Source organism: Mycobacterium sp., from assembly GCF_965229105.1.
Taxonomy (GTDB): Bacteria; Actinomycetota; Actinomycetes; order Mycobacteriales; family Mycobacteriaceae; genus Mycobacterium.
This window is the reverse complement of sequence record NZ_OZ245858.1, coordinates 6,064,378-6,087,170: the sequence shown is the minus strand read 5'-3', so window position 1 is coordinate 6,087,170 and position 22,793 is coordinate 6,064,378. Positions and strand designations below refer to the sequence as shown.

The 22,793-nt window shown below is 66.9% G+C and carries 22 protein-coding genes; 12 read left to right on the top strand and 10 right to left on the bottom strand.

Annotation, left to right across the window (positions count from 1 at the left end; genetic code table 11):
* Positions 1-100: 100 nt before the first annotated feature.
* From ADBZ9O_RS28725 to ADBZ9O_RS28715, 3 genes are read right to left on the bottom strand one after another with little or no spacing between them, the layout of a single operon-like run.
* A complete protein-coding gene (locus ADBZ9O_RS28725; RefSeq protein ID WP_526526691.1) occupies positions 101-970 on the bottom strand; it encodes a 1,4-dihydroxy-2-naphthoate polyprenyltransferase in 870 nt (289 codons plus the stop codon).
* A 37-nt stretch (positions 971-1,007) separates the two neighbouring features.
* Positions 1,008-1,664 (bottom strand): DUF1345 domain-containing protein, encoded by a 657-nt coding sequence (locus ADBZ9O_RS28720; RefSeq protein WP_526526689.1) that lies wholly within the window; start codon positions 1,662-1,664, stop codon positions 1,008-1,010.
* 37 nt (positions 1,665-1,701) lie between these two features.
* A complete protein-coding gene (locus ADBZ9O_RS28715; protein ID WP_526526688.1) occupies positions 1,702-4,608 on the bottom strand; it encodes an arabinosyltransferase domain-containing protein in 2,907 nt (968 codons plus the stop codon).
* Positions 4,609-4,738: 130 nt separating this feature from the next.
* Between ADBZ9O_RS28715 and ADBZ9O_RS28710 the strand changes: the two genes are divergently transcribed.
* Genes ADBZ9O_RS28710 through ADBZ9O_RS28700 form a run of 3 tightly spaced genes read left to right on the top strand, consistent with a single transcriptional unit; the run spans position 4,739 to position 7,712 of the window.
* Positions 4,739-5,518, top strand: coding sequence for an S-methyl-5'-thioadenosine phosphorylase (locus ADBZ9O_RS28710; RefSeq protein ID WP_526533606.1), 780 nt, complete (start codon positions 4,739-4,741; stop codon positions 5,516-5,518).
* Positions 5,515-6,546, top strand: a complete 1,032-nt coding sequence (locus ADBZ9O_RS28705) for an NAD-dependent epimerase/dehydratase family protein (protein ID WP_526526687.1) — start codon at positions 5,515-5,517, stop codon at positions 6,544-6,546. Before ADBZ9O_RS28710 ends, ADBZ9O_RS28705 begins: the two co-directional genes overlap by 4 nt.
* Before the next feature lie 38 nt (positions 6,547-6,584).
* Positions 6,585-7,712: a nitronate monooxygenase gene (locus ADBZ9O_RS28700; RefSeq protein ID WP_526526685.1), complete on the top strand. Its 1,128-nt coding sequence runs from the start codon at positions 6,585-6,587 to the stop codon at positions 7,710-7,712.
* Here ADBZ9O_RS28700 and ADBZ9O_RS28695 read toward each other — a convergent pair.
* A complete protein-coding gene (locus ADBZ9O_RS28695; protein WP_526526683.1) occupies positions 7,657-9,480 on the bottom strand; it encodes an FUSC family protein in 1,824 nt (607 codons plus the stop codon). The genes ADBZ9O_RS28700 and ADBZ9O_RS28695 overlap by 56 nt on opposite strands.
* A 64-nt stretch (positions 9,481-9,544) precedes the next feature.
* Positions 9,545-10,585, bottom strand: coding sequence for a phosphotransferase enzyme family protein (locus ADBZ9O_RS28690; RefSeq protein WP_526526681.1), 1,041 nt, complete (start codon positions 10,583-10,585; stop codon positions 9,545-9,547).
* Positions 10,586-10,651: 66 nt separating this feature from the next.
* On the opposite strand from ADBZ9O_RS28690, the gene ADBZ9O_RS28685 reads away from it, so the two are divergent.
* Positions 10,652-11,974 carry a class-III pyridoxal-phosphate-dependent aminotransferase gene (locus ADBZ9O_RS28685; protein ID WP_526533604.1) on the top strand — a complete coding sequence of 441 codons (1,323 nt, stop codon included), beginning with the start codon at positions 10,652-10,654 and terminating at the stop codon, positions 11,972-11,974.
* A 4-nt stretch (positions 11,975-11,978) separates the two neighbouring features.
* Here ADBZ9O_RS28685 and ADBZ9O_RS28680 read toward each other — a convergent pair whose 3' ends face one another.
* Both ADBZ9O_RS28680 and ADBZ9O_RS28675 read right to left on the bottom strand, forming a co-directional pair.
* Positions 11,979-13,007, bottom strand: coding sequence for a sensor histidine kinase (locus tag ADBZ9O_RS28680; protein ID WP_526533602.1), 1,029 nt, complete (start codon positions 13,005-13,007; stop codon positions 11,979-11,981).
* Positions 12,994-13,695, bottom strand: a complete 702-nt coding sequence (locus ADBZ9O_RS28675; RefSeq protein ID WP_526526680.1) for a response regulator transcription factor — start codon at positions 13,693-13,695, stop codon at positions 12,994-12,996. The genes ADBZ9O_RS28680 and ADBZ9O_RS28675 overlap by 14 nt, the downstream gene beginning before the upstream one ends.
* A 105-nt stretch (positions 13,696-13,800) precedes the next feature.
* On the opposite strand from ADBZ9O_RS28675, the gene ADBZ9O_RS28670 reads away from it, so the two are divergent.
* The 6 genes from ADBZ9O_RS28670 to ADBZ9O_RS28645 all read left to right on the top strand — a co-directional run bounded on the left by ADBZ9O_RS28670 (position 13,801) and on the right by ADBZ9O_RS28645 (position 18,299).
* On the top strand, positions 13,801-14,454 hold the full coding sequence (locus tag ADBZ9O_RS28670) for a glycosyltransferase family 2 protein (protein WP_526526678.1): 654 nt from the start codon (positions 13,801-13,803) through the stop codon (positions 14,452-14,454).
* Positions 14,451-15,122: a TIGR04282 family arsenosugar biosynthesis glycosyltransferase gene (locus ADBZ9O_RS28665; protein ID WP_526533600.1), complete on the top strand. Its 672-nt coding sequence runs from the start codon at positions 14,451-14,453 to the stop codon at positions 15,120-15,122. Before ADBZ9O_RS28670 ends, ADBZ9O_RS28665 begins: the two co-directional genes overlap by 4 nt.
* A gap of 2 nt (positions 15,123-15,124) precedes the next feature.
* The gene (locus ADBZ9O_RS28660) at positions 15,125-15,754 is read left to right on the top strand and encodes a methyltransferase domain-containing protein (RefSeq protein ID WP_526526676.1); all 630 of its coding nucleotides are present in this window, start codon (positions 15,125-15,127) and stop codon (positions 15,752-15,754) included.
* 96 nt (positions 15,755-15,850) lie between these two features.
* The gene (locus tag ADBZ9O_RS28655; protein ID WP_526526674.1) at positions 15,851-16,510 is read left to right on the top strand and encodes a TetR/AcrR family transcriptional regulator; all 660 of its coding nucleotides are present in this window, start codon (positions 15,851-15,853) and stop codon (positions 16,508-16,510) included.
* 209 nt (positions 16,511-16,719) lie between these two features.
* Entirely contained in the window at positions 16,720-17,835 is a 1,116-nt protein-coding gene (locus ADBZ9O_RS28650) for a molybdopterin-dependent oxidoreductase (protein WP_526526672.1), read from the top strand.
* Positions 17,832-18,299: a hypothetical protein gene (locus ADBZ9O_RS28645; RefSeq protein WP_526526671.1), complete on the top strand. Its 468-nt coding sequence runs from the start codon at positions 17,832-17,834 to the stop codon at positions 18,297-18,299. The genes ADBZ9O_RS28650 and ADBZ9O_RS28645 overlap by 4 nt, the downstream gene beginning before the upstream one ends.
* Here the strand turns inward: ADBZ9O_RS28645 and ADBZ9O_RS28640 are convergent.
* The 3 genes from ADBZ9O_RS28640 to ADBZ9O_RS28630 are packed head-to-tail and all read right to left on the bottom strand — an operon-like array spanning position 18,225 to position 20,638.
* Complete coding sequence (locus tag ADBZ9O_RS28640) at positions 18,225-19,589, bottom strand: hypothetical protein (RefSeq protein ID WP_526526670.1); 1,365 nt, start codon at positions 19,587-19,589, stop codon at positions 18,225-18,227. The two genes, ADBZ9O_RS28645 and ADBZ9O_RS28640, sit on opposite strands and share 75 nt — an antisense overlap.
* Positions 19,590-19,600: 11 nt before the next feature.
* Positions 19,601-19,831, bottom strand: coding sequence for a hypothetical protein (locus tag ADBZ9O_RS28635; RefSeq protein ID WP_526533810.1), 231 nt, complete (start codon positions 19,829-19,831; stop codon positions 19,601-19,603).
* 51 nt (positions 19,832-19,882) lie between these two features.
* Positions 19,883-20,638: an SDR family NAD(P)-dependent oxidoreductase gene (locus tag ADBZ9O_RS28630; protein ID WP_526526668.1), complete on the bottom strand. Its 756-nt coding sequence runs from the start codon at positions 20,636-20,638 to the stop codon at positions 19,883-19,885.
* A 244-nt stretch (positions 20,639-20,882) separates the two neighbouring features.
* On the opposite strand from ADBZ9O_RS28630, the gene ADBZ9O_RS28625 reads away from it, so the two are divergent.
* Both ADBZ9O_RS28625 and ADBZ9O_RS28620 read left to right on the top strand, forming a co-directional pair.
* Complete coding sequence (locus tag ADBZ9O_RS28625) at positions 20,883-22,388, top strand: amino acid permease (protein ID WP_526526666.1); 1,506 nt, start codon at positions 20,883-20,885, stop codon at positions 22,386-22,388.
* A 2-nt stretch (positions 22,389-22,390) separates the two neighbouring features.
* The gene (locus tag ADBZ9O_RS28620; RefSeq protein ID WP_526526664.1) at positions 22,391-22,792 is read left to right on the top strand and encodes a sensory rhodopsin transducer; all 402 of its coding nucleotides are present in this window, start codon (positions 22,391-22,393) and stop codon (positions 22,790-22,792) included.
* Position 22,793: the final 1 nt, after the last annotated feature.

Below are 22,793 nucleotides of genomic sequence, written 5' to 3'. Positions count from 1 at the left end.
TGTCAGAAGTAGATATTTGCGCGCAGACCGTCATCCACAGGCCAGTTGACCCAGAGCTCACTGCGACAAAGTGCGAGAAGCGATCGCAGTCAGTTCTGTCTCAAGCCAGCGTGAGCGCCACGGCGACGACGATCGACCACACCAGCATCGTCAGGCCGGTATCGCGTAGCACCGGGATCAACGCCGGCCCGCCTTTACCGCCGGTCACCGGCCTGGCCGCCCGGACCGCCAGCGGGGCGGCTATCAGCCCGGCGAGGCACCACGGGGAGGCGAACACCAAGGCGACGGTCAGCAACCCGGCCACGGCGAGGAGCGCCACGTAGAGCCGTCGCGTGCCCGCATCGCCGAGGCGTACGGCCAACGTGATCTTGCCGGACTCGGTATCGGTGGGGATATCGCGCAGGTTGTTGGCCACCAGTACCGCCGACGACAGGCAGCCCAGCACGACGGCCAACACCAGCCCAACCCAGTCCACCCGCAACGCCTGGGTGTACTGCGTGCCCAGTACCGCGACGAGACCGAAGAAGACGAAGACCGCTATCTCGCCGAAACCCTGATAGCCGTAGGGGTTTGAGCCGCCCGTGTAAAGCCAGGCACCGGCGATACAGGCGCCGCCGACCACGATCAACCAGGGATTGCTGAACAGAGCCAGTGCCAGGCCGGCCGCCGCACCGACCGCGAGGCTGATGATCGCGGCGGTCAGTACCGCCCGCGGCGATGCGACCTTCGATCCGACCAGCCGCAACGGGCCGGCCCGCACGTCATCGGTGCCCCGGATCCCGTCGGAGTAGTCGTTGGCGTAGTTCACCCCGATGATCAACGCGACCGCGACCAGCAGCGCCAACAGTGCGCGCCACCAGACCGCGTCGCCCAGCCAGGCCGCCGCTCCGGTTCCGGCGATCACGGGCGCCACGGCATTGGGCAGCGTGCGCGGACGGGCGCCCTCGATCCACTGCGCGACGGTTGCCATCGTCAAATCGTGCCATGGTGTCGAAAACGGGGGCCGCTCAGTGGCCCAGGTTGACCAGTCCGGCGACCAGGTTGATCGTGATGGCCAGGATGATCGCGCCGAGCAGGAACGACAGCATGGCCTGGCTCAACGCGGTCGACCGGATCCTGCGGGTCTGCAGATTGGTATCGGAGACCTGGTAGGTCATCCCGATCGTGAAGGCCAGGTAGGCGAAGTCGACGTAGTTGGGTTCTTCGTGCTGATTGAAGTCGATCCCGTCGGCCGGCCCGGTGTAATACAGCCGGGCATAGCGCAGTGCGTAGATGGTGTGCACCGAGAACCACGACGCGGCGACGCTGAGGATCCCGACGGTCGCCGCGGAGACGTCGCCGCCTTTCGCGGATTCGGCGACCAGCAGGTAGCCGACCCCGGCCAGGCTACCCAGGCTGGCCAGCAGCACCACCACCTGCGAGACGCGGCGGGTGGCGTCCTCCTCATGTGCCCTGGTGGCGTGATATCTGGCCTGCGCATCATCCATCGGCCCGACCAGCATCCAGGTCCAGCCGATGTAGACGGCTGCCGCGGCAATCCACCCGGCCGCTGGTGCGTAGGGCCAGCCTGCTGTTGTCGCCACCACTGCGGTGGCGACCGCAGCGGCGGCCACCGCGACGCCAAGGCGGACCGCGGCCGGCGCGTCCGCACCGAAGATCTTCATCCCGGTGAGTAAACACCCCCAACCTGCCGGTCGGTCGTCAGCGCTGCGGGCGTTCGCGTCCGGTGGTGTCCAGGCCGGACCGTGGGACGCGAATTATGCTGCGCTGGTAGGTGTCTCGCGCGGTAGGGTCGAATGAAACGAACAGTGCGCCCCAGTCGACGTCTGGATGTCCGACCAACCGGGTCGGTATCTCGCCGAGTTGGCCGAAGACGTCGAGTTCGGCGAAGGTGCCACCGATACCGCGGTCGCGCTCCTCGTCGAAGCGCGGCCGGGGCCCGGCGATCACCGCACCGGGTGTCTGGGCCAGCCCGCCGGAAACCACGGGGATATCGCGGAGGCATGGGAACAGGAATGCTATCGGCCAGCCGATCAGCACCGGGCCGTGCGCGGTCAGGAAGTCGTTGAGCGGCACCACAGATCGCAGCCGGGGACCGGTGACGGCCAACCAGCCATCGCGATCGGTCCGGCCGTCGACGGCCCGCAGCCGGACCCGATCCGCGCCGGGCGTTACCTGTGCGGAGTCGATGCCGATCGAGCGCCACAACGGATGCTCAGGATTCTCGTCAGGGGCGACGCGATCGACCGGGGCCACCCCGTCACCGACGGTCTCGATACCGCCGACCGCAGTCCGGCCGAACTCGAAGTGGAGGCTGTTCCCGTCGTCGATGCGGCCGGACACCGATACCGCCAACCCGTCGCGCACGCCGAGTGGTGGTAGCGAAAACCACGGGCTGACAAGGGTTCCGCTGTGCTGCGGAGTGTTGGACCAGCTGCCCCATAGCGAGGCCGACGCGCCAGTTCCCGGCGGATCCGGGGGAGGGGCGCCAGGAAAAAAGCCGCCCCCGGCGGTGAAGCCGTCGAGTTGACCCCCCAGATCGGCCGACACCAAAGGCGCGCCGTCGGGCAGCACCTCGATATCGTCGGCCAGCCCGCATACCGGTCCGCCGCTCACCCGGTGCACGTTGGCCACCGTCAACGATCCCGCCGACCGGCGCACCGGCGCGAGGGCGAAGGAGCCCACCAGGAACACGACGACCACCAGTGCCGCACTCACCGCCACGATGGCCGGTGCCGAGGCAGCTGCGCGCCGACATGCCAGGACCGACACCGCAAGGACGACGACGAACCCAATACCCAGTGGCCGCCAGGCACCCGTCGCGAACGGCACGTCATAGACCGCGGGCAGCCACCACACGTTGTCACCTGCGAAGGACAGCGCCGCCGCACCGGCCAGTAGCGCGCCACCAGCGGCGCCCGCCACCCGCTTGCTGCCGGAGCGCCGTGCCACCAGCACCACGGCCGTCACCAGGAATGCGGACACCACGCCGGCTATCGAGCCGAGGTGATACGACCATTTCGACGGTGACAGCGCGAGCAGCAGCAGGCTGAGCACCAGGACGACCGACAGTCGCAGCGCCGAGCGACGCAACCCGTCCCGGCGGGTACGCCACTGCAGGAAGGCGACGACCGGCAGCATCGCCACCGCCAGCAGTATCGGCGCGCGTTTGGCGAAGCTGCCCTGCTGATCGTCGCCGAGGAGGTAGCGGTACCGGTCGATCTCGTCATACCAGGGCAGCGACGGCCCGAAGAACCTATGCCAGTCGGTCGCAGTGACCAGCGCCGCCCACGTCTCGTCGGCGAAGATCGCCGTCAGCGCGACCGCGCCGATAGCCCCCAGCAGCCCCGCCTGTGCCGCGACGTCGAGTCGCGCTGGGGCACCCTGGCGCAGGATCGTGACCACACGCGGGGCGAAGACGAGGAACGGTGCGGCGACGATGATCGCGGTCGGGCTGATCGGAATCGTCAGTGCCGCAACCAGTACCGCCAATCCGATGCCGGCGGGGGTGCTGGACCGCCAGAGCAGCCACAGCACCGTCGTCACCCCGAAGGCGACATACGATTCCGGCCGCGTGCCCAGATTGAACGGCAACCACGCGAGCAGAAAGAACAGCGCAGCCAACAACCGCAGCCGACCGGTTGCCGCCAAACTGGGCATCGCAGCCCGAAGCACTCCCCGGCTCAGGACGAGCCACGTCGCGACGGCCAATGCGGTGCTGGGCAGCCGTAACCACAGTGGGGCCAGGCTGATGTCGGTCAGCGGGGCCAGCAGTTGCTGACCCAGCGCGAAGGGCACCTCCGAGGCATTCCACCAGCGGTAGTAGTTCCCCGGATTGCCGGTCGCGGCGACATTGCGCGCGATCATCGTCGACCACCCATCGTCGACGGCCAGCGGCCCGATGACCGCCCAGAGGCCGAGGATGCCGATCACGCCGGCATCGACGAACAACGTCGCTCGCCAGCGCACCCGCGGTGCCATCGACCGACGCACCCCGCGGCGGCGTCGCAACAAGGCCAGCGCGGCGGCCGCGGCGAGGAGTTGCAGACCGATCAGCAGCCGCTTGCGCGTGCTCGGGCTGGTGCCGAACGGGCTGTCCACCGTGGCGGTGACGGACATGCCCTCGGCCTGGCGGGCACTGAGCTCGGTGTGAAACCCGAATACCTCGGGGACGCCCTCACCGGCCAGCACTGTCACTGACCCGTCGGCCTGAGTGATCGAAACACCTTGGGGCCCAGCAAGAATCGTGACGGTACACGGCGTCGCGGTGGACGGCAGTGGTAGCTCGACCACCCGGTCGCCGAGGACCAGGCGGGCTCCGTCGGGTCCCGCGCGCACGATCAGGCCGGCTCCTCCTGCGTCGGAGGTGGCGACAATGGTGGCCGACCCGGCCATCCCGGCGCGCAATGCTGCGCACGGCACGGTTGCGGTCAATTCTGCAGGCCGGTACGGCGCGAACACCGCGCTGCTTGACGCCACGGCTGCGTTATCGGCGGGCCAGGTGAGCATCGTCTGGCTGGCCAGGACCGGGGCGAACGGCAGCGCGAGCGCGCTGAGCACTCCAATCATGGCGATCAGCAACAGGACAGTCGATCGCAAATACGACATGGGTGCTTGCCAGATTGCCCGCTGACCGCCCCGCTGGACGCGGCGGGGGCGGGCCCGTCATACCAACGTCATGATTCGCCGCGGGCGGCCGACCCCTGGGGATACCCCGCTGCCGATACCCCACAATGGTCTGATGCTCGGAGTTATCGGCGGCAGCGGTTTCTATTCGTTCTTCGGAACCGACGCCCGCAGTGTCAGCCTGGACACCCCCTACGGTGCGCCCAGCGCAGCGATCACGGTCGGCAAGGTGGGTGACCATGAGGTGGCGTTTCTGCCACGCCATGGCCTCAACCACGAGTACTCGCCGCATACGGTGCCCTACCGGGCGAATATGTGGGCGCTGCGGGCATTGGGGGTCCGGCGGATCTTCGGGCCGTGCGCGGTCGGCAGCCTCACGCCCGATCTTGGCCCCGGCGCGATGGTGGTGCCCGACCAATTGGTGGACCGCACCAGCGGACGTGACGCCACGTATTTCGACAATGGCGGTATCCACGTCGAATTCGCCGATCCCTACTGCCCTGAGTTGCGGGCGACGGCCGCGGGACTGCCCGGCGTGGTCGACGGCGGCACCATGGTGGTCATCGAAGGTCCGCGGTTCTCCACCAGGGCAGAGAGTCGGTGGTTCGCCAGTGCCGGTTTCTCACTGATCAACATGACCGGCTACCCCGAGTCGGTACTCGCCCGCGAGTTGGAAATGTGTTATGCGGCAATTGCTTTGGTGACCGATCTGGATGCGGGTATCGACCACGGTGGCGGGGTGCGGGCGGTGGACGTCTTCGCCGAGTTCGAGAAGAACCTGGTGCCGTTCAAGCAAGTGGTTCTCGAAGCGCTGGACAACACGCCCAGCGAGCGCACCTGCACGCACTGCCTGCCCCACGCCGGAGTGACACTGCCGATCGACCTGCCGTGAGGGTGCTGGTGACCGGTGCCGCCGGTTTCATCGGCGCCCGGATCAGTGCGGCCTTGGTGGCCCGCGGTCATCAGGTCGTCGGCGTCGATGTCATGTTGGATGCCGCCCACGGGCCCGGTGCGGAACTCCCGCCGGGAGTGCAGCGGCTGGATCTGCGTGACGCCGAGCGGCTGACGCCGGTGCTGTCGGAGATCGACGTCGTCTGTCATCAGGCGGCGATGGTGGGGGCGGGCGTCGACGCTGCTGACGCACCGGCCTACGGCAGCCACAACGATTACGCGACGACGGTGCTGCTGGCCGGGATGTATGCCGCAGGTATCACCCGGCTGGTGTTGGCATCGTCGATGGTGGTCTACGGCCAGGGCGGATTCGATTGTCCGGCACACGGATCCGTCGACCCACTGCCGCGGCGCAAGGAAGATCTCGACGCCGGGATCTTCGAGCACCGTTGCCCGGTCGGTGGCGAAGAGGTGCGCTGGCGCCTGGTCGGTGAGGATGCGCCGTTGCGCCCCCGCAGCCTGTACGCGGCCAGCAAGACCGCCCAGGAGCATTACGCGCTGGCCTGGTCAGAAGCCACCGGCGGCTCGGTGGTCGCACTGCGCTATCACAACGTCTACGGACCGGGGATGCCGCGCGACACGCCCTACTCCGGAGTGGCCGCGATCTTTCGGTCGGCGATTGAAAGAGGCGAAGCACCAAAGGTTTACGAGGACGGCGGGCAGATGCGCGATTTCGTGCACGTCGACGATATCGCAGCCGCCAACGTCGCGGCGATCGAGGCTGACCACCCCGGCTTCCACGCGGCCAATGTGTGCTCGGGACGGCCGGTGTCGATCCTGGACGTGGCCACGCTGATCTGCGAGGCCCGCGGTGGATTGCCGCCGGAAGTCACCGGTCAGTACCGCAGCGGCGATGTCCGGCATATCGTCGCCGACCCGGCGCGGGCGGCTGAGCTGCTGGGTTTCCGGGCCGCAGTGGACCCCGCCGACGGCTTGCGGGAGTTCGCGTTCGCCCCGCTGCGGACCTGACCTTTCCTGGTTGACACCCGTCAAGTAATACTGAACGGGTGAAGACACCGATCTGCGACCAGTACGGCATCGATTTCCCGTTGTTCGCCTTCAGTCACTGCCGCGACGTCGTCGCCGCGGTCACCAACGCCGGCGGGCTCGGCGTGCTGGGCGGCACCGCGTTCAGCCCGCAGGAGCTGGAAGCCGAACTCGCCTGGATCGACGAGCAGGTCCGCGGCAAGCCCTACGGCGTGGATATCATCGTGCCTGCCAAATTCGAGGGCAAGGGCGAGAACCTCACAGCCGGTGCCTTGGTCGACCGCATCCCGACCGAATACCGCACGTTTGTCACCGAACTGCTTGCCTCCCATGACATCCCGGCTGACGAGAAGCGCCGGGTCGGCGGCAGTAGCCTCTCCGGTGACACCGGGGAGGCCCTGCTTGAGGTGGCGTTGCGACACCCGATCAAATTGATGGCCAATGCGCTCGGGGTCCCGCCGAAGTACATGATCGAAGCCGGGCAGTCCTCCGGTGTCCCGGTCGCCGCCCTCGTGGGCGCCCGCCAGCACGCCGTCAAACAGGTCGCTGCGGGCGTCGACCTGATCATCGCGCAGGGCACCGAGGCCGGTGGGCACTGCGGTGAGGTGTCAACGCTGGTGCTGGTACCTGAGGTGCTGGACGCGCTCGCTGAGATCGGCAGCGACGTGCCGGTGCTGGCCGCGGGCGGCATCGTCACCGGGCGGCAGATGGCGGCCTGTGTCGCGATGGGTGCTGCGGGTGCCTGGACAGGGTCGGTGTGGCTGACCACCGAGGAGGCGGAGACCGCGCCGCATACCGTGCAAAAGTTCCTCGCCGCCAGCTCCCGGGACACCATCCGCTCAGCCGGGCGCACCGGAAAGCCGTCGCGCCAACTGGTTTCGGACTGGACTGACGCCTGGGCGCCCAACGACGGCGGACAGAAACCGCTGCCGCTACCGCTGCAGTCGATGCTGGTGGAACCGACGCTGCGTCGAATCGACAAGCTGGCGGCCACCGGTCACCCGGGTGCGCAGGCGCTGGCGACCTACTTCGTCGGCCAGGGGGTGGGCCTGATGAACAAGGTCAAGCCTGCCCGCGACGTCGTTGTGGAGTTCATCGAGGATTACGTTGCCGCCGCCGAACGCCTGGGCGGATCACTGCAGGAATAGCCTCCCGCAACGCCGCTTCCTCGGCCTCGAAATCGGAGACGTCGATACCGGCCGGGTTCTGCGCATCGGCGTAGCGGTCCATCGCCCAGCAGGCCGCGATGATGCGGTAGGCGAGCTGTTCGGTTCCCGTCACCACCGCCCCCAGGGGTTCGGCAGATGTGCGCACGCTGGCCGAGCCACCCAGCATGGCGTCATAGGCATCGACCATGGCGATGGTCGCCACTTGCAAGTCCCGGCGGGCCATCCGCGCGGGCAGCGTGGCGGCGTCACCGCGCGCGAGGTGGACGCACGGGGCCGTGGTGGCGTCCAACGTGCGGGTGATGGCGTCGGTGAACCGGGTCGTTTCCTGTTGACGCACCGCCAGCAGGTACACCGCGATCGCCACCGCACAGCCGATCGCGGTGTCCACGCCGCGGGACACCAGTAGTTCGCCGACGTCCACCTTGCGCGAACCTGAGGCAATGGTCAGCGCCGTCGCGGTGATGAAGACGACGGCCAGGGTGTAGTTGCGAACCACCAGCAGTTCGATGGTGAACTGCAGCGCCGCGATCACCAACACCAGCCACCACCCCTGCGGGTGGATCAGGAGAATGACCGCGGCCAGCCCCAACCCGATCCAGGTGCCGAGCAGTCGTTCGGTGCCGCGTTTCAGGGTGCGGAGCCAGTCGGCGCCCTGGTGCAGCACCAGTACCGCGGCGGCCATCGCCCAGTAGGCGCGCCCAATGCCGAGCACCGCCGCGATCGCTCCGGCGATCGGTACCGCGATCGCGACGCGCAGCATCACGTACCGGATCTGAGAGCCGGGAATCACCGCTTCGCGCAGCAGCTGCCTGGCAGGTGGTCGACCCAGCGGTACCCGGTCGATATCGCGGGTGGCGACGGTGTCCGGGGACAGCTCCCCATCGCCAAGCGCCCGGGCCTGAGCCGCCGCGCCAGGTGCTTGGGGTTCGTGGCGCGCCGCGGCCGTCAGGGCATCGGTGAACAATACGTGCAAGGCGTGGTTGGTGGCCCGCAGCCGATTGAGCTCACTGTCCGCCGGCGGGTTGACCGGCTGGAAGTTCACCAGCACCTGCCAGGTCTCATTCAGCGTCGCGGCGGCGTGGTTGCGGGCCGCTCCTATCGCCGGGGCGCCCACCGCAGGGTCGCCCACCGCAGGGTTGCCCACCGCGGTGATGTACTCCGCGACCGCCGCCCCCGAGGCCGCCACCGCGGAGCGTTCCGGGCGCCGGAATCCCCGCACGACGACCGACATCTGCAGCAACCACGCGACCACCCCGCCGGCGAGGACCAGCAGGCCGATCCGCCACGGGGTCAGGCCCGAGGCGGACACCCCGATCCCGGCCGCGCAGGCCACGACGAACATGTAGGCCCCCGGCGGCCCGACTGACAGCGTGTTGCACAGCCAGACGGCGGCCACCGAGACCAGGGATACCACCAGCACCCCCGCCCATGGCACGGGTGCGGCCCAGACACCGAGCGTGACGGCCCCGGCCAGCGCGACGGCGATGACGGCCAGCTGCGCACCGCGGTTGAGGAAGGGGCGGCTGTTGCCGTAGCGCGAGGTGAACGTGCCGATGGTGCCGATCAGCCCCGCACCGACATTGCCCGCCGCCACCCCGGCGGTGACCATGATCCCCGAGCCGAGTGCCGACTTGAGCCCGAACGGCCAGCGGTGGTGTGCCGGGCGAATGGTGAACAGACCACCGATCGGATTGGCCGGTGATCGAGCCCCGGCTGGCGAGGCCGGCCGGTCAGGGGGCACAGGCATGAGTCACCCTATATTTCGCGAGCAGACGGAAAAGTCCAGCAACACGCCGAGTCGAGGTACCCCTTTACGTCTGCTCGCGGGAGAAAAGTGCGTCCCGCAGCCAGGACTGGTCTTCGAGATAGCGCCTGGCCAGCGCGGCGGTGCCCGCGGCGAAATTGTCGGTGACGGAGATGGCCGCACCCGCATCGACATGGGTCCCGATCCATGCCGACAGCATGATCCTGCGCAACATCACCATCGTCGGGATCAACTCACGATGTTCCTCGGGCATATCGCGCACGGTCAGGTAGCCGCGTAACCAGTCGGCGATGATCCGCTCGGCCTCCGGGGTGTCCTCGATGAACGACACCACCGCGCCGACGTCGGCGATATACCAGGACCAGCCTGAGTCGTCGAAGTCGATGACGGTGATCGGTGAGCCGGGAGTACTCGGGTCCACCATCAGGTTCGCCAGCCGCAGGTCGGCGTGCACCAGACCGAAACGATCTGGACCGCAGCCGAATTCGGTGAGTCGGTGATCGATCTCCGCGGCCGCCCTGGTGATCACCTCGGCGCCGTCCTCGGTCAGTCCTGGCGCGTTGCGCCAGTCACCCCAGCGGGCCTGCGGACGCAGCATGGTGTCGAGATCCCAGCGGAAACGGGTGAAGTACTCCGGGGCCGCCCAGCTCTGCACGTGGTCGTGCATGATCGCGGTGATCCGCCCGAGCTCGTCGAAACCGACCGCGTCGGGCGCCTCCTCCGCGGTGCAGCCCGCGACGAAGGTCACCGCGTCGACGTGCACGGTGGTGTTTCCCGCGGTGGCGCACACCACTTCTTTTCCTGCATCGCTACCGCACGAGGCCCGGATCAATTGCGGTGTCGTGACCTGTGTTTCGCCGCGCAGCGCGGCCATCCAGGACAGTTCGGAGCGGATCGCATCCAGCGAGTGGTAGCCGGGACGGTGTACCCGCAGCACCATCGGGTCGCCGTGTGCATCGGGGCGCTCGACCAGATAGGTGGCGTTCTCCGAGAGGCTGAGTAGCCGAACCCGGGTATCGGGGTCGCGTCCGTAGGCGGGCAGCGCGGCGCGGGCCAGCGACTCGTGGTTGGGCGGCACACCGGACATGTGCACAGTGTGAACCAGGACGCCTGGCACGGCACGGTGAGCCGATCGATGGCATCGTTAGCGCCGATGACGTTCTCCAACATCATGGACTCGAACAGCTACCAGGGTGACTCCGCTTCCCCTGGCGCTTCCGCGCCGCTCATCGAGGCACGTTCGCGTCTACTTGGCCCCGCCAACCGGCTGTTCTACGACCGGCCGGTGCACCTGGTCCGCGGACAGGGCAGCCATCTGTTCGACGCTGACGGGGCGTGCTTCCTGGATGCCTACAACAACGTCGCCAGCGTCGGCCACTGCCACCCGCATGTCACCGACGCGGTGGCCCGGCAGCTCTCGACGCTGAACACCCACACCCGTTACCTGCACGGCGGCATCCTGGACTACTCCGAGCGGCTGCTGGCCTCGATGCCCGCCGACATCGATCAGGTGATGTATGCCTGCACCGGTTCCGAAGCCAATGACCTCGCCCTGAGAGTGGCCGAAATGTACACCGGGGCAACCGGTGTCATCGTCACAGCAGATGCCTATCACGGCAATACCACGGCGTTGACGGCTATCTCACCCTCACTCGGCGGTGCGACCACACTGGGCCCGAATGTGCGCGCCGTGCCCAGCCCGGACAGCTATCGCGCGCCGCCGCAGGAGGTGGCGACCCGCTTTGCCGCCGGTGTCGCCGGGGCGATCGATGACCTGCAGGCGGCTGGTTACGGGGTCAGCGCCCTGATCGCCGACACCATCTTCAGCTCCGACGGGATCTACCCGGACCCGTCGGTGCTGCGCCCCGCCGTCGATATCGTGCGCGCCGCCGGGGGAGTGTTCATCGCCGACGAGGTGCAGCCTGGCTTCGCCCGAACCGGCGAAACGATGTGGGGTTTCACCCGGCATCAGGTGGTCCCCGAACTGGTCACCATGGGTAAGCCGATGGGCAACGGACTACCCGTCGCGGCGATGGCCGTCCGCTCCGACGTCCTCAAACCGTTCGCCTCACGTGTGCCGTACTTCAACACCTTTGCCGGCAATCCGGTATCGATGGCGGCGGCCTCGGCGGTGCTCGACGTCATCGAAGGGGAGCGGCTGCTGCTCAACGCGGCCGCCGTCGGTACTGCGTTGCGCCGCGATCTCGCCACGGCCTCCGCCGGGCATCCCCGAATCGGTGATATCCGCGGGGCCGGGTTGTACATCGGCGTCGAGGTGGTGACCGATCCGGATACCAAGACGCCGGACCGGGGCGGGGCCCGGTGGTTGGTCAACGTGTTGCGGGAACGCCGCGTACTGCTCTCGGTCTGTGGTTCAGCCGGGCATGTGTTGAAAATCCGTCCACCGCTGGTTTTTTCGCACTCCGATGTGGACTGGTTCTGTACCGAGTTCGCCGCCGTCCTGGCCGACTTCTAAATCGTCAGTCCGCGGCAGCCAGCGGTAGCCGGACCTCGAAGCGCGCGCCGGTGGCCAGGTTGTGCGCCGACAACGTGCCGCGATGGGCCTGGATCAGCCCCGCGGCGATCGCTAACCCAAGACCAGACCCGCTCGGCAGCGACGAATCTGCGCGCGGCACACGGGTATTGGAGCCACGGTAGGCGACGTCGAAGACGCGTGGCAGATCTGCCTCGTCGATACCGACACCCGTATCGTCCACTCGGGCCCACGCACCGTTCTCGTCGGCGCCGAGCTCCAATTTCACGCAACCGCCGGTGGGAGTGTGGGCGATCGCGTTCGCCACCAGATTCGACAGCACGCGCACCAGCGCCCGATCACTACCGATCACCCGGATCGGCTGGTCGGGCAGGGTGGCCAGAAGTTGTACGCCGGAGCGCTCGGCGGCGATCCGGTGCGCAGCCACCACATCGTCGACGACCTCGTCAAGCGCCACCTTGTCGTAGGCAGGCATGATCGCGCCCGCGTTGATCTTTGACATCTCGAACAGATCGTCGACCATCTCGGAAAGTCGGATCGATTCCTGCTCAATATGTTTGGCATGTTCGCGGATCTCGTCCTCGCTGAGCACGCCGTCGCCGATGGCTTCGGACACTGCCCGGATACCGGCCAGCGGAGTGCGCAGGTCATGGCTGACGAAGGCGACGAGCTGGCGCCGAGACTGCTCGGCGGCATGCTCGGAATCTCGGATCTGCCGTTCCCAGACAGTGCGCCTGGCCTGGTACCGGCCCAGCATCACCGCGGCGGGAACCGTCACCACCGAGACCACCACCAGTACGACGGCGGTCTTCTCGAATGTCTCGGTGATCATGAAACCGCTGGCCCCGAGGATCCCGGTGAAGGTGGCGACCACCGGAATCAGCGCCAGCACCACCATGCTCACGGCCAGCGACCAGGACCTCGCCAGCCGGATGATGATGGCGCCGGCAAGAACTACGGGAACCGAACACACCAGTACCCAGCCGACGATCTCGGCGAGATCATCCGGCGGCACGGTCACCCCCGTCAGCACCGCGCCACAGATAACCCCGACCCCACACCGTCTGGACGCGGTGGTTGTCACCGAGCTTGGAGCGCAGGCGCTTGACGTGCACGGTCACCGTGGACATATCGCCGAAATCCCAGTGCCACACCCGTTGCAGCAGTTCCTCGCGGGTGAACACCGTGTCGGCATGGGTCAGGAAGAACAGCAGTAGGTCGAACTCTCGATTGGTCAGCCCGACGGGTTCGTTGAGGACGTAGACGGTGCGGGCCGCGGTCGACACGGTGAGTTCGCCGACGGTGATCTCCAACGGAAGCACGCCCAACGGTGACGGTGCGCGGCGCAGCACCGAACGCACGCGCAGTGCCAGCTCGCGCGGGCTGAACGGTTTGGTCAGATAGTCATCGGCGCCGGCTTCCAGACCGGCGATGCGATCGTCTTCTTCGCCGAGTGCGGTCAACAGGATCACCGGAACGCTGAAGTCGCCGGCCTGCCGCAGGCTCCGGCACAACGCGAGTCCGTTCGGCCCCGGCATCATCACATCGAGCACCGCGACGTCGATCCGTTCACTGCCCAGTAGCCGCAGGGCCTCCGTACCGTCGTCGGCGACGGAGACGTCCAACCCGTCGCGTTCGAGGTAGCGGCGCACCACGTCGCGCACGACGACGTCGTCATCGGCGATCAATACCCGGGCGGCCACGCCCCTACACTAGCCGCCGCAGCCCCGTTCGAAACGCCACTACCAGCGTGAATGTCACGCATTCGTCACCGTTGACGACTCTTTGCGCTGATAACGTCGGGTTCCATGCCCGAGTGTCCCGTGACGGTGGTGCTGCCGTGTCTCAACGAGGCGGACGCTCTACCTGGGGTGCTGGACGCGATGCCGCCGGGATATCGAGCCCTGGTGGTCGATAACAACAGCACGGATGCGACGGCCGAGGTGGCGCGGCGCCACGGTGCCGACGTGGTTGCCGAACCTGTCCCGGGTTATGGGTCCGCAGTACACGCCGGGGTACTCGCGGCGACGACGCCGATCGTGGCGGTCATCGACGGGGACGGTTCGATGGATCCGCGGGAACTGCCGCGCCTGGTGGCCGCCCTCGACGGTGCCGACCTGGTGGCCGGTCGGCGCCGCGCGGTGGCGGGGCTGAACTGGCCCTGGCATGCCAGACTGGGAAACGCCGCCGTGTGTTGGCGGTTGCGCACCAAGCATCGGTTGCCGGTCCATGACATCGCGCCCATGCGGGTCAGCCGCCGCGCGGATTTGCTGGCGCTGGGGGTTAGCGACCGCCGTTCGGGGTATCCGCTGGAACTGCTGGTCCGCGCTGCGGCCGCCGGATGGCGGGTGGTCGAGCTCGATATCGACTACGGGCCACGTACCGGGGGTAAGTCCAAAGTGAGCGGTTCCGTACGCGGCAGCTTCACCGCGGCAATCGACTTCTGGAAGGCGATCAGCTGATGACGATGCCCGTGACCGCGCTGGTGGTGGCGAAGGCGCCGATCCCCGGTCTGGCGAAGACCCGGCTGGCCGCGACCCTCGGCGATCAGGCCGCCGCCGATATCGCCGCGGCCGCCCTGCTGGACACCCTGGACGCGGTGGCGGCCACGCCGTTTGCCGCACGCGTCGTCGCGATGACCGGCGACCTGGACCGTGCCAGCAAGTCGCAGGAAATTCGTTGCCGACTGGCCGATTTCACTGTCGTCGACCAACGTGGTGACGGCTTTGCCGAGCGCCTGGCATGTGCACATGTCGATACCGCCGTCGTGGCCGGTGAGCGGCCGGTGTTGCAGATCGGGATGGACACCCCACAGGTCACCCCGGACCTGCTGGGTTCCTGCGCTGACACCCTGATCGACGTGCCCGCTGTCCTCGGAATGGCCCGCGACGGCGGGTGGTGGGTACTGGGGGTGCGGTCGGCGGCGATGGCGGCGTGCCTGCGCGCAGTGCCGATGTCCACCGCGGAAACGGGTGCCCTGACGCATATGGCGTTGGAGCACAACGGAATTGATGTGACACTGGTAGATGAGCTGCACGATGTCGACACCATCGAGGATGTCGATATCGTGCGGGCCGCATGCATGCCGGGCAGCCGGTTTGCGCAGATCACCAGATTGGCTGGGGTGTAGCCATGTTCGGCAATCTCTACGAGCGCGCCTTGACCGGCGAACGATGTTCCCTGCGGCACAGGGACGGGCGGGTGGAACGGCTGCCGGTGCACAGTTGGCTCGGCGGCCGCTGGGCCGACACCGCGTTCGATGAGGCGCTGGTGGGGATGTGTGCCGGTCCGACGATCGACTTAGGTTGTGGCCCTGGGCGTTTGGTGGTCAGCCTGGTGCAGCGGGGGATCCCGGCACTCGGTGTCGATCTGTCGCCGACCGCGATCGGTCTGGCACGCGAGAGCGGCGCTCCTGCACTGCACCGTGATCTGTTCGGTCCGCTGCCGGGGATGGGGCGGTGGAATACCGTGCTACTGGCCGACGGCAATGTCGGCCTTGGCGGTGACCCGTGGCGGGTGCTGCGGCGCGCGGCTGAGCTACTTGGGAACGGCGGCCGCTGTCTGGCCGAATTCGACGCCGCACTCACCGGTGTGAGCGTCGACTGGGTCCGGCTGGAGTCCAAGAAGGCCATCGGCCCGTGGTTCCGTTGGGCGACAGTCGGAATCGATGCCGCCGCAGAGCTGGCCAAGGAGGTCGGCCTCGCTGTGGTCGATGTGCACCCCATCGGCGGACGGGTGGTCGCGTCGCTGGCGCTGGCGTAAACCACCTCGGGTTGGCCCGTCTTCGGTCTGGGAAGTTGTTAAACGGTACCGGCCGGTCCTTTTCCCATGAACGGTCCACAACGCTAAAGTTGGTCCGTGGTTGATGACGGTGTGGTTGATGACGGTGTGGAGCGTCCGCCGGTCAAGCTCACCCCGCGCGGGGCGGCCACCCGGTCTGCGATCGTGCAGGCTGCGGCCCAACTCATGTATGTCAACGGAGTCGCTTCCACCAGCCTGGACGAAGTACTGACAGCGGCCGCGGCGAGTAAATCGCAGTTCTACCGGCACTTCGAGGCCAAGGCCGATCTGGTGCACGCGGTGATCGCGTTACGTGCCGAGGAGACGATGGCTAAGCAGACCGAACGGCTGCGTCATCTCGACTCCTTTCGTGGATTGCGGCAATGGGGCGACGCTTTCGTCCAACGCAGCGCCCTGCGACGTGGCGCCTGGGGCTGCGAACTGGGGTCGCTGTCGGTCGAGCTCGCCGATACCGACGAGTTCTCCCGCAGTCGGCTCGCCCACCATTTTCAGCAGTGGGAGAGGTTGCTCTCCGAAGCGTTCGACCGGATGCGGGACCGAGGCTTGCTCAGAAGAGATCTCGACTCGATGCGTCTTGCGGTGGCGGTGCTCGCGGCCATTCAGGGCGGCTATCTGTTGGCGCAGGCCGCCCACGACTCCTCTCCCATGGAGATCGCCGTTGCCATGGCGATTGATCACGTCCGCGCGCACGCGGCCGAAGGTGTCACAGACCCGTAATGAAGAGGACTTGACAGTCCTTTTTCTGGGGAACAGACTAGTGATGACCAGCGGCTTCGAGATGTCACGCGGTGCTCCTCGACCAGCAGAAGGCGCCTATACCGAAGGAAACGAGGGTAGGACGTGACCACCCGCGAATGGCCCCACCGATTCACCATGTCGGAGTGGGATTTGTTCTTTGCCTTCACCTTTCGGCTGATGGCGCCATCATGACGACGCCTACCTTCTCCAGCCTGCGCTCAACAGCCGTCACTGCCCGCGTCGGAGTCTGGCTCGGAATCGCCGTATCGGTGTGCTTCCTCACCGGGCTGATCAGTCATTTCATTCAGCACCCGCAGCCATGGTTTTTGGCCGTCTGGCCCACCCGACCGGTCTGGTTGTACCGCGTCACCCAGGGCCTGCACGTCATCTCCGGTATCGCGGCGATCCCCCTTCTCGTCGTCAAGCTGTGGTCGGTGTGGCCCAAGCTTTTTGAGCGCCCCATATTTGGCGGTATCACCCGCCAGTTGGAGCGCGGTTCGATCCTGGTGCTCGTCGCGGCGATGATCTTCCAGCTTTCCACCGGGCTGATGAATATCGCGCAGTGGTACAAGTTCAACTTCTTCTTCACCACGGTGCATTACGCGATGGCCTACGTCGCGATCGGTGCCGTCGTGGTGCACATCGCGGTCAAACTGCCGGTCATTCGCCGGGCGCTGGGTGAACCGCTGGAAGAGCAACCGGCCGGGCCTGGCCCGAGCAGACGGACGGTGCTGCGTGGTACCTGGCTGGCAGTCGGCCTGGCCTCGGTTGTCACTGCGGGCCAGACGATTCCGTGGCTGCGCAAGGTATCGGTGCTGGCGCCGCGCTCCGGTGACGGGCCGCAAGGAGTGCCGGTGAACAGGTCGGCGCTCGCCGCCGGTGTGCTGCGCAGTGCGCGCTCGCCTGACTACCGGCTGACCGTGGTCAACGGCCCGGTGACCAAGACATTCACCGTCGAGCAGTTGGCCGCGCTGCCGCAGCGCACCCGGTCGCTGCCGATTGCGTGCGTCGAAGGTTGGAGCGTCAACGCCGAGTGGACCGGTATCGTGCTGGCCGACCTGGTGGCCGCGGTCGGCGGCTCGGATAGTGCCGATGTCAGGATGATCTCCCTCGAGCCGCCGGGGCCGTATTCACGAACGACGCTGCCGGCCCGCCATGCCAGGGATTCTCAAACCCTCATCGCGCTCAAGGTCAACGGCGAGACGCTGGATATCGACCACGGGTACCCGTGCCGACTGATCGCGCCCACCAGACCCGGTGTGCTGCAGACCAAATGGCTGACCCGCATCGAGGTGGTGTCGTGACCGTCATTCGTGCCGCACTGGGACTGATCGGCGTCGCTCTCGGCCTCTACGGGTTGACGTTGCTCTGGGATAACCCGGCCGAGGTGATCATCCGGATCGCGATCTGGGCCGCGGCCGGGGTTCTCCTGCACGATTTCGTCTTCGCGCCCCTGAGCGCGGCCGCAGGTTTTGCCGGGCGGCGGCTGATTCCGCTAACGTGGCGGCCACCGATCGCGGTGGCCGCGCTGTGCAGCGTCGTACTGGCACTGCTGGCGATTCCGGTGTTCAGTCGGCCGGGCGCGCACGCCGACAATATGACCGTGCTGGACCGTAATTATCCACTGGGACTCTGGATTTCGCTTGGGCTGGTCTGGGTCTGCGTGCCGGTGTATCTGCTCGCCGTCCGCTGGCTACCAGTTCGTCAGGATGAAATGGTTGAGCGCCAGGGCGCCGATCACGTTGACGGCCAGCCACCACCGGTGTGAGCGCGGCGGGAGTAGCGCAGGGGCGGCCGTCAGCCAGATCATGAATGGCAGCCAGATCCGTTCAGTTTCTGCCTTGCTCAGCATGGACAGATCGGCGCATACGATGGCCGCGAGCGCGCCCAGCACCAACAGGTTCAGCCCGGCCCGCGCCCGGATTGCGGTGATATCGAAGACCCGTCCGATCCCCGCGACACTGCCGAGTCCGATGGCGCAGACCACCGACGCCAGGTTCGCCCAGCTCCAGTACTGGAACGGGCGGTTGACCGCGATGCCCTGCCAATAGCGCTGCTGCACAGCATGGTAACCGTCGACCCACCAGAACCCGGCCAGTGCGAACACCGCCACCACCGCCAACGCGGCGGGCACCGCCACCGCCACTACCCGCAGTGCGGCCCGCCAGTTCCTGGCACACACCAGCACCGCCACCGCGAGCAACCCGATCAGCCCAAGGCCGTAATTCAAAAAGATGGCCCAGCCCAGCACCAGACCCGCCGCGGCGGCCGCGAGAGCCGGGAACCGCACCGTCGCGCTGACCGCCAACGCCAGTAGCGCGATGCCCCAGGCGGCCACCCCGGCGAAATAGCCGTCGGCGGATACCGCGATCCAGATGGCCGTCGGCGCCACCGCGACGAACGGGGCAGCCCGGCGGGCGGTGTCCTCATCGGCCAGGGCGCGGATCGTCACGATGATGGCAGCGGCCGCACTGGACCCGACCAGCACCACAAAGGCGCCCGCCCAGGCGCCGCCGCCCAGCCCGATCCGGTCCAGCCAGACGAACGTCAGCAGGGCACCTGGCGGATGGCCGGAGACATGGGTGATCCAGGAGTCCGGCTGGAAGTCGATGATGCGACGGGAGAAGCTCTGCAGTGCGGCCGGGATATCGGTGATCGTCGGCACCTGGCGCAAATATTCGTGCCGCGCAGTGAGGCGGCCGGCGAAACCGAGTTGCCAGCCGTCGACCATGGCCAGCGAGAACGCCCAGGCGCCAGACGTCGCCCAGGTGAGCAGGGTCAGCGCCCGCCAACCCAGGCGCTGCGCCACCACGGGGCCCCACAGAACCGCGGCGACGCCGATCAGGATTGCCGGTCCGGTGCCCCAGCCGGCATGGGCGTTCCACCACCCGAAGATGGGCGCGGTATTGGCGAAATCGTGAATCTGCTGCGGCGTCATGTTGATCAGCGGGGTGACGATGCCCAGATGCAGATGCGGGACCACGAACGCCGCCACCACCAGAATTACGGCCAACAGGACGGCGACGAGTTCGCGGCGGTGGGCTTTGAGGGGCGTCACGCCTTTCCACCTTATTGCCCACCGGCCGGGCACCCGCTGACGTTTCGGTGACGGCCCCGTACGAAACTGACACCCATGGCGCGCGCGGACATCCCCGAGCCCCCCGACCATTCGTTGCGCAGGGTGCTGGAGATCTCGGCGCCGATCGGCTTGGCGTTCATCCCGCTGGGGATGGCGTTGGGGCTGTTGGTCGTACACGCCGGACTGGCGTGGTGGTGGGCTCCGGTGTTCGCCGCCGTCATCTACGCCGGATCGTTGGAGTTCTTGATGGTCGGGATGGCGGCCTGGCCGTCTCAAATGCGTTCGAGTGCCCATTCTGGGTTTGCGGCGAGAATTCCGCCGTCGACGTTGAAGAAGCTGCCGGTGATGAAGGAGGCGAGGTCGCTGGCGAGGAACGCCGCGAGTGGCCCCACTTCTGCCGGTTCACCGATCCGGCCGGCCGGGTAGACCGCCGACATTCGGCGTTCGGCTTCCCTGGGGTCGTCGGCGTTCTCCCAGGCTCGCGTGGTCAGCGGCGTCCGAATGGCGCCGGGGCAGATCGCATTGACGCGGATGCGGCCGGCGTATTCGAGCGCACTGGTGCGGGTCAGGTTGACTACCGCGCCCTTGGAGACGCTGTAGACACCGAGGAACGGGTCACCGGTGAAGCCGAGGATGGAGGCGGTGTTCACGATGACACCCTTGTCGATGCGCTCGGCGAACTCGATCGTCATCCGCAGCGCCGCGAAGACGTTCACGTCAAACAGGGCGCGGGTGCGTTCGTCGGAGGTGGCTGACAACCGCTCCTCGTACTGGATGCCTGCGTTGTTGACCAAGATGGCGTTATTCAGGGGCTGCTCGGCGAGCTTGTTCAGGGCGTGCTTGCGAATGGCCGCATCAGTGATGTCGCCGACGATTTCGACGTTGGGTGCGTACGTCGAGAATGGTTGGCGGTCAACGCCAATCACCCGCGCACCGGCGTCTGACAGGCTGCGGGCGATGGCCTCGCCGATGCCGGCGGCGGCCCCCGTGACGATCGCAGAGCGTCCTGATAGGTCGATGGCGATCACAGCAAATCCTCCGGTGTCGATCGTGGGGCGGGGCGTTCGACGCAACTCTACGGCAATACTGGTAATACCAGAAGGGGAGTCTTAAAAGCACTGCTCAAGACGTGCAGCGCCCGGATGAGGTCTATAGAGTCGTGTTAAATTGGCATTACTGGTCTAGCCAGTTGACCGTTTGATTGTTATTGTCCCGTTTGACGCGGCCACCGCGTATTACCCACTATCGAAGATGTTGGAAGGGAACGGGTCGATGACCTCAGATCTCACCTCGCCGTCCACCGGAAGGGACGCAGAGCACATAGTCTCCCCTGGGGAGGCCGGCGGGCTCAAAGCCGGCGCAGTGTCCGTGGTCGGGGTGACGGTGCAGAGCGTTGGCCTCATTGGGCCGGCGATCGGTGCCTTGATGACCACGCCATTCATCGTCAGCATCGCGGGTACGGCCGGGGCGTTCGCGTTCCTGGTCGGGTTCCTGTTGATGCTGGTCGCCGCCATCCCGCTTGGTCAGCTGGCCCGCGAGATGCCCTCGGCCGGCGGCTATTACACCTACATCAGTCGGACGCTCAGTGCCCGGCTGGGTTTCCTGGTGTCCTGGCTATGGCTGTTCTACACACCGGTCGCACCGGCCTTCAACCTGGCCGTGCTCGGCTATATCCTCGACAACACCCTTAAGGCCCACTTCGGCTTCGGGTTTCCCTGGTGGCTCGGCATTCTGCTGGGTGCGGTGTTCCTGGTCTTCATGGGTTGGCGAGGCGTCGAACTGTCCGCCAAGGTGTTGATGATCCTGGCGGGCGCCGAGATCGCGATCATGGTCACACTTGCGGTCTGGGGAATGATCGTGCCCGGCGACGGCGGCTTCTCCGCCGCGCCGCTGGTGCCGACGAATGCTCCGTCAGCCAACGCCCTGCTCCTGGGGATTATCTTCTCGATCTTCGCGATCACCGGATGGGAAGGCGCCGCCCCGGCGGCCGAGGAAACAGTCAACCCGCGCCGCAACATTCCCCGCGCGCTGATCGCCGCGGTCGTCGTCACGGGCGTGTTCTTCGTTTTCGTGACCTGGGGCCTGCAGGTCGGATGGGGAGTAAACGATGCCGCCGGTTTCGGTTCCTCTACCGAATCGCCGGCCCTGGTCCTGGCCCAGAAGTTCTGGGGTGGGGGATGGGTGCTTGTGCTGTTTGCACTGGTGAACTCCGTGCTGGCCGTCGCAGTGGCGTCGAACAATGTCTCGACGCGAATGTGGTACGCCATGGCCCGATCAGGCTCGTTGCCCAAGACCTTCGCCAAACTGCACCCCAAGTACCGCACGCCGATCAACGCCGTTGTCCTGCAAGCGATTCTGGTCGTCATCGTCGGTCTCGGCGTCGGCGCCCTCATTGGGCCGGAAAACGAGTTCTTCTTCTTCGGGCTTGCGCTGACCGTGGTGATGGTGTTCGTCTACAGCCTCGGCAACATCGGGGTGATCCGATTTTTCTGGCGCCGACCGGACCGCAACATCCTCACTCAGGTGATCCTGCCGATCGTGAGCACCGTCTCGCTACTGGCAGTCGGGTACTTCTCACTTGTTCCGCTGCCGGCCAAGCCCATCGGCTGGGCACCCGTAGCCGTCGGTGTCTGGGCCGTCATCGGCGTCGGCATCCTGATCGCGATGCGCCTGCTCAAGCATGAGGATTGGCTCAAGCGCGCCGGCGACAGCATGGCCGAGTTGGAGCCCGATACCGCCGAAGACCACACCGGTCCGGTCGTCGACCCCGCGAAGTGACCGTGGCTAAAGCCGAGAATGATCTGGCGGTACGGACCCCTGTGGGTGCGTACCGCTGGGTCGTTGGCGATGGCTTCATCCCGCCGACGAGCACCGGCCCGGCACCGGCGATGACCAGCCACGAGAGCCTCTGCATGCTGAATGCCAACCCCACTCCGGCCTGTCTACAGCTGACGTTCTACTTCACCGACCGCGAGCCTGCGGGCCCGTTCCATCTGACCATCGCCCCCAAACGGGCGCTGCACCAACGGATCAACGACCTGGACGATCCCGAAGTTATCGAACTGGGAGTCGACTATTGCATCGTGGTGACCAGCGATCAGCCAATAGTGGTGCAGCACACCCGGGTTGACACCCGGCAGTCGGCGAACGCGACGATGTCGACTATCGCCTTTCCTGCGTGAG

Bases quoted from the DNA above. Each gene is read 5' to 3' on its own strand.
- ADBZ9O_RS28690 (WP_526526681.1), bottom strand. From the start codon at position 10,585: ATGTCCGGTGTGCCGCCCAACCACGAGTCGCTGGCCCGCGCCGCGCTG.
- ADBZ9O_RS28670 (WP_526526678.1), top strand. From the start codon at position 13,801: ATGCCCGAGTGTCCCGTGACGGTGGTGCTGCCGTGTCTCAACGAGGCG.
- ADBZ9O_RS28695 (WP_526526683.1), bottom strand. From the start codon at position 9,480: ATGCCTGTGCCCCCTGACCGGCCGGCCTCGCCAGCCGGGGCTCGATCA.
- ADBZ9O_RS28650 (WP_526526672.1), top strand. From the start codon at position 16,720: ATGACGACGCCTACCTTCTCCAGCCTGCGCTCAACAGCCGTCACTGCC.
- ADBZ9O_RS28625 (WP_526526666.1), top strand. From the start codon at position 20,883: ATGACCTCAGATCTCACCTCGCCGTCCACCGGAAGGGACGCAGAGCAC.
- ADBZ9O_RS28715 (WP_526526688.1), bottom strand. From the start codon at position 4,608: ATGTCGTATTTGCGATCGACTGTCCTGTTGCTGATCGCCATGATTGGA.
- ADBZ9O_RS28660 (WP_526526676.1), top strand. From the start codon at position 15,125: ATGTTCGGCAATCTCTACGAGCGCGCCTTGACCGGCGAACGATGTTCC.
- ADBZ9O_RS28720 (WP_526526689.1), bottom strand. From the start codon at position 1,664: ATGAAGATCTTCGGTGCGGACGCGCCGGCCGCGGTCCGCCTTGGCGTC.
- ADBZ9O_RS28725 (WP_526526691.1), bottom strand. From the start codon at position 970: ATGGCAACCGTCGCGCAGTGGATCGAGGGCGCCCGTCCGCGCACGCTG.
- ADBZ9O_RS28685 (WP_526533604.1), top strand. From the start codon at position 10,652: ATGACGTTCTCCAACATCATGGACTCGAACAGCTACCAGGGTGACTCC.
- ADBZ9O_RS28635 (WP_526533810.1), bottom strand. From the start codon at position 19,831: ATGACGGCGGCGAACACCGGAGCCCACCACCACGCCAGTCCGGCGTGT.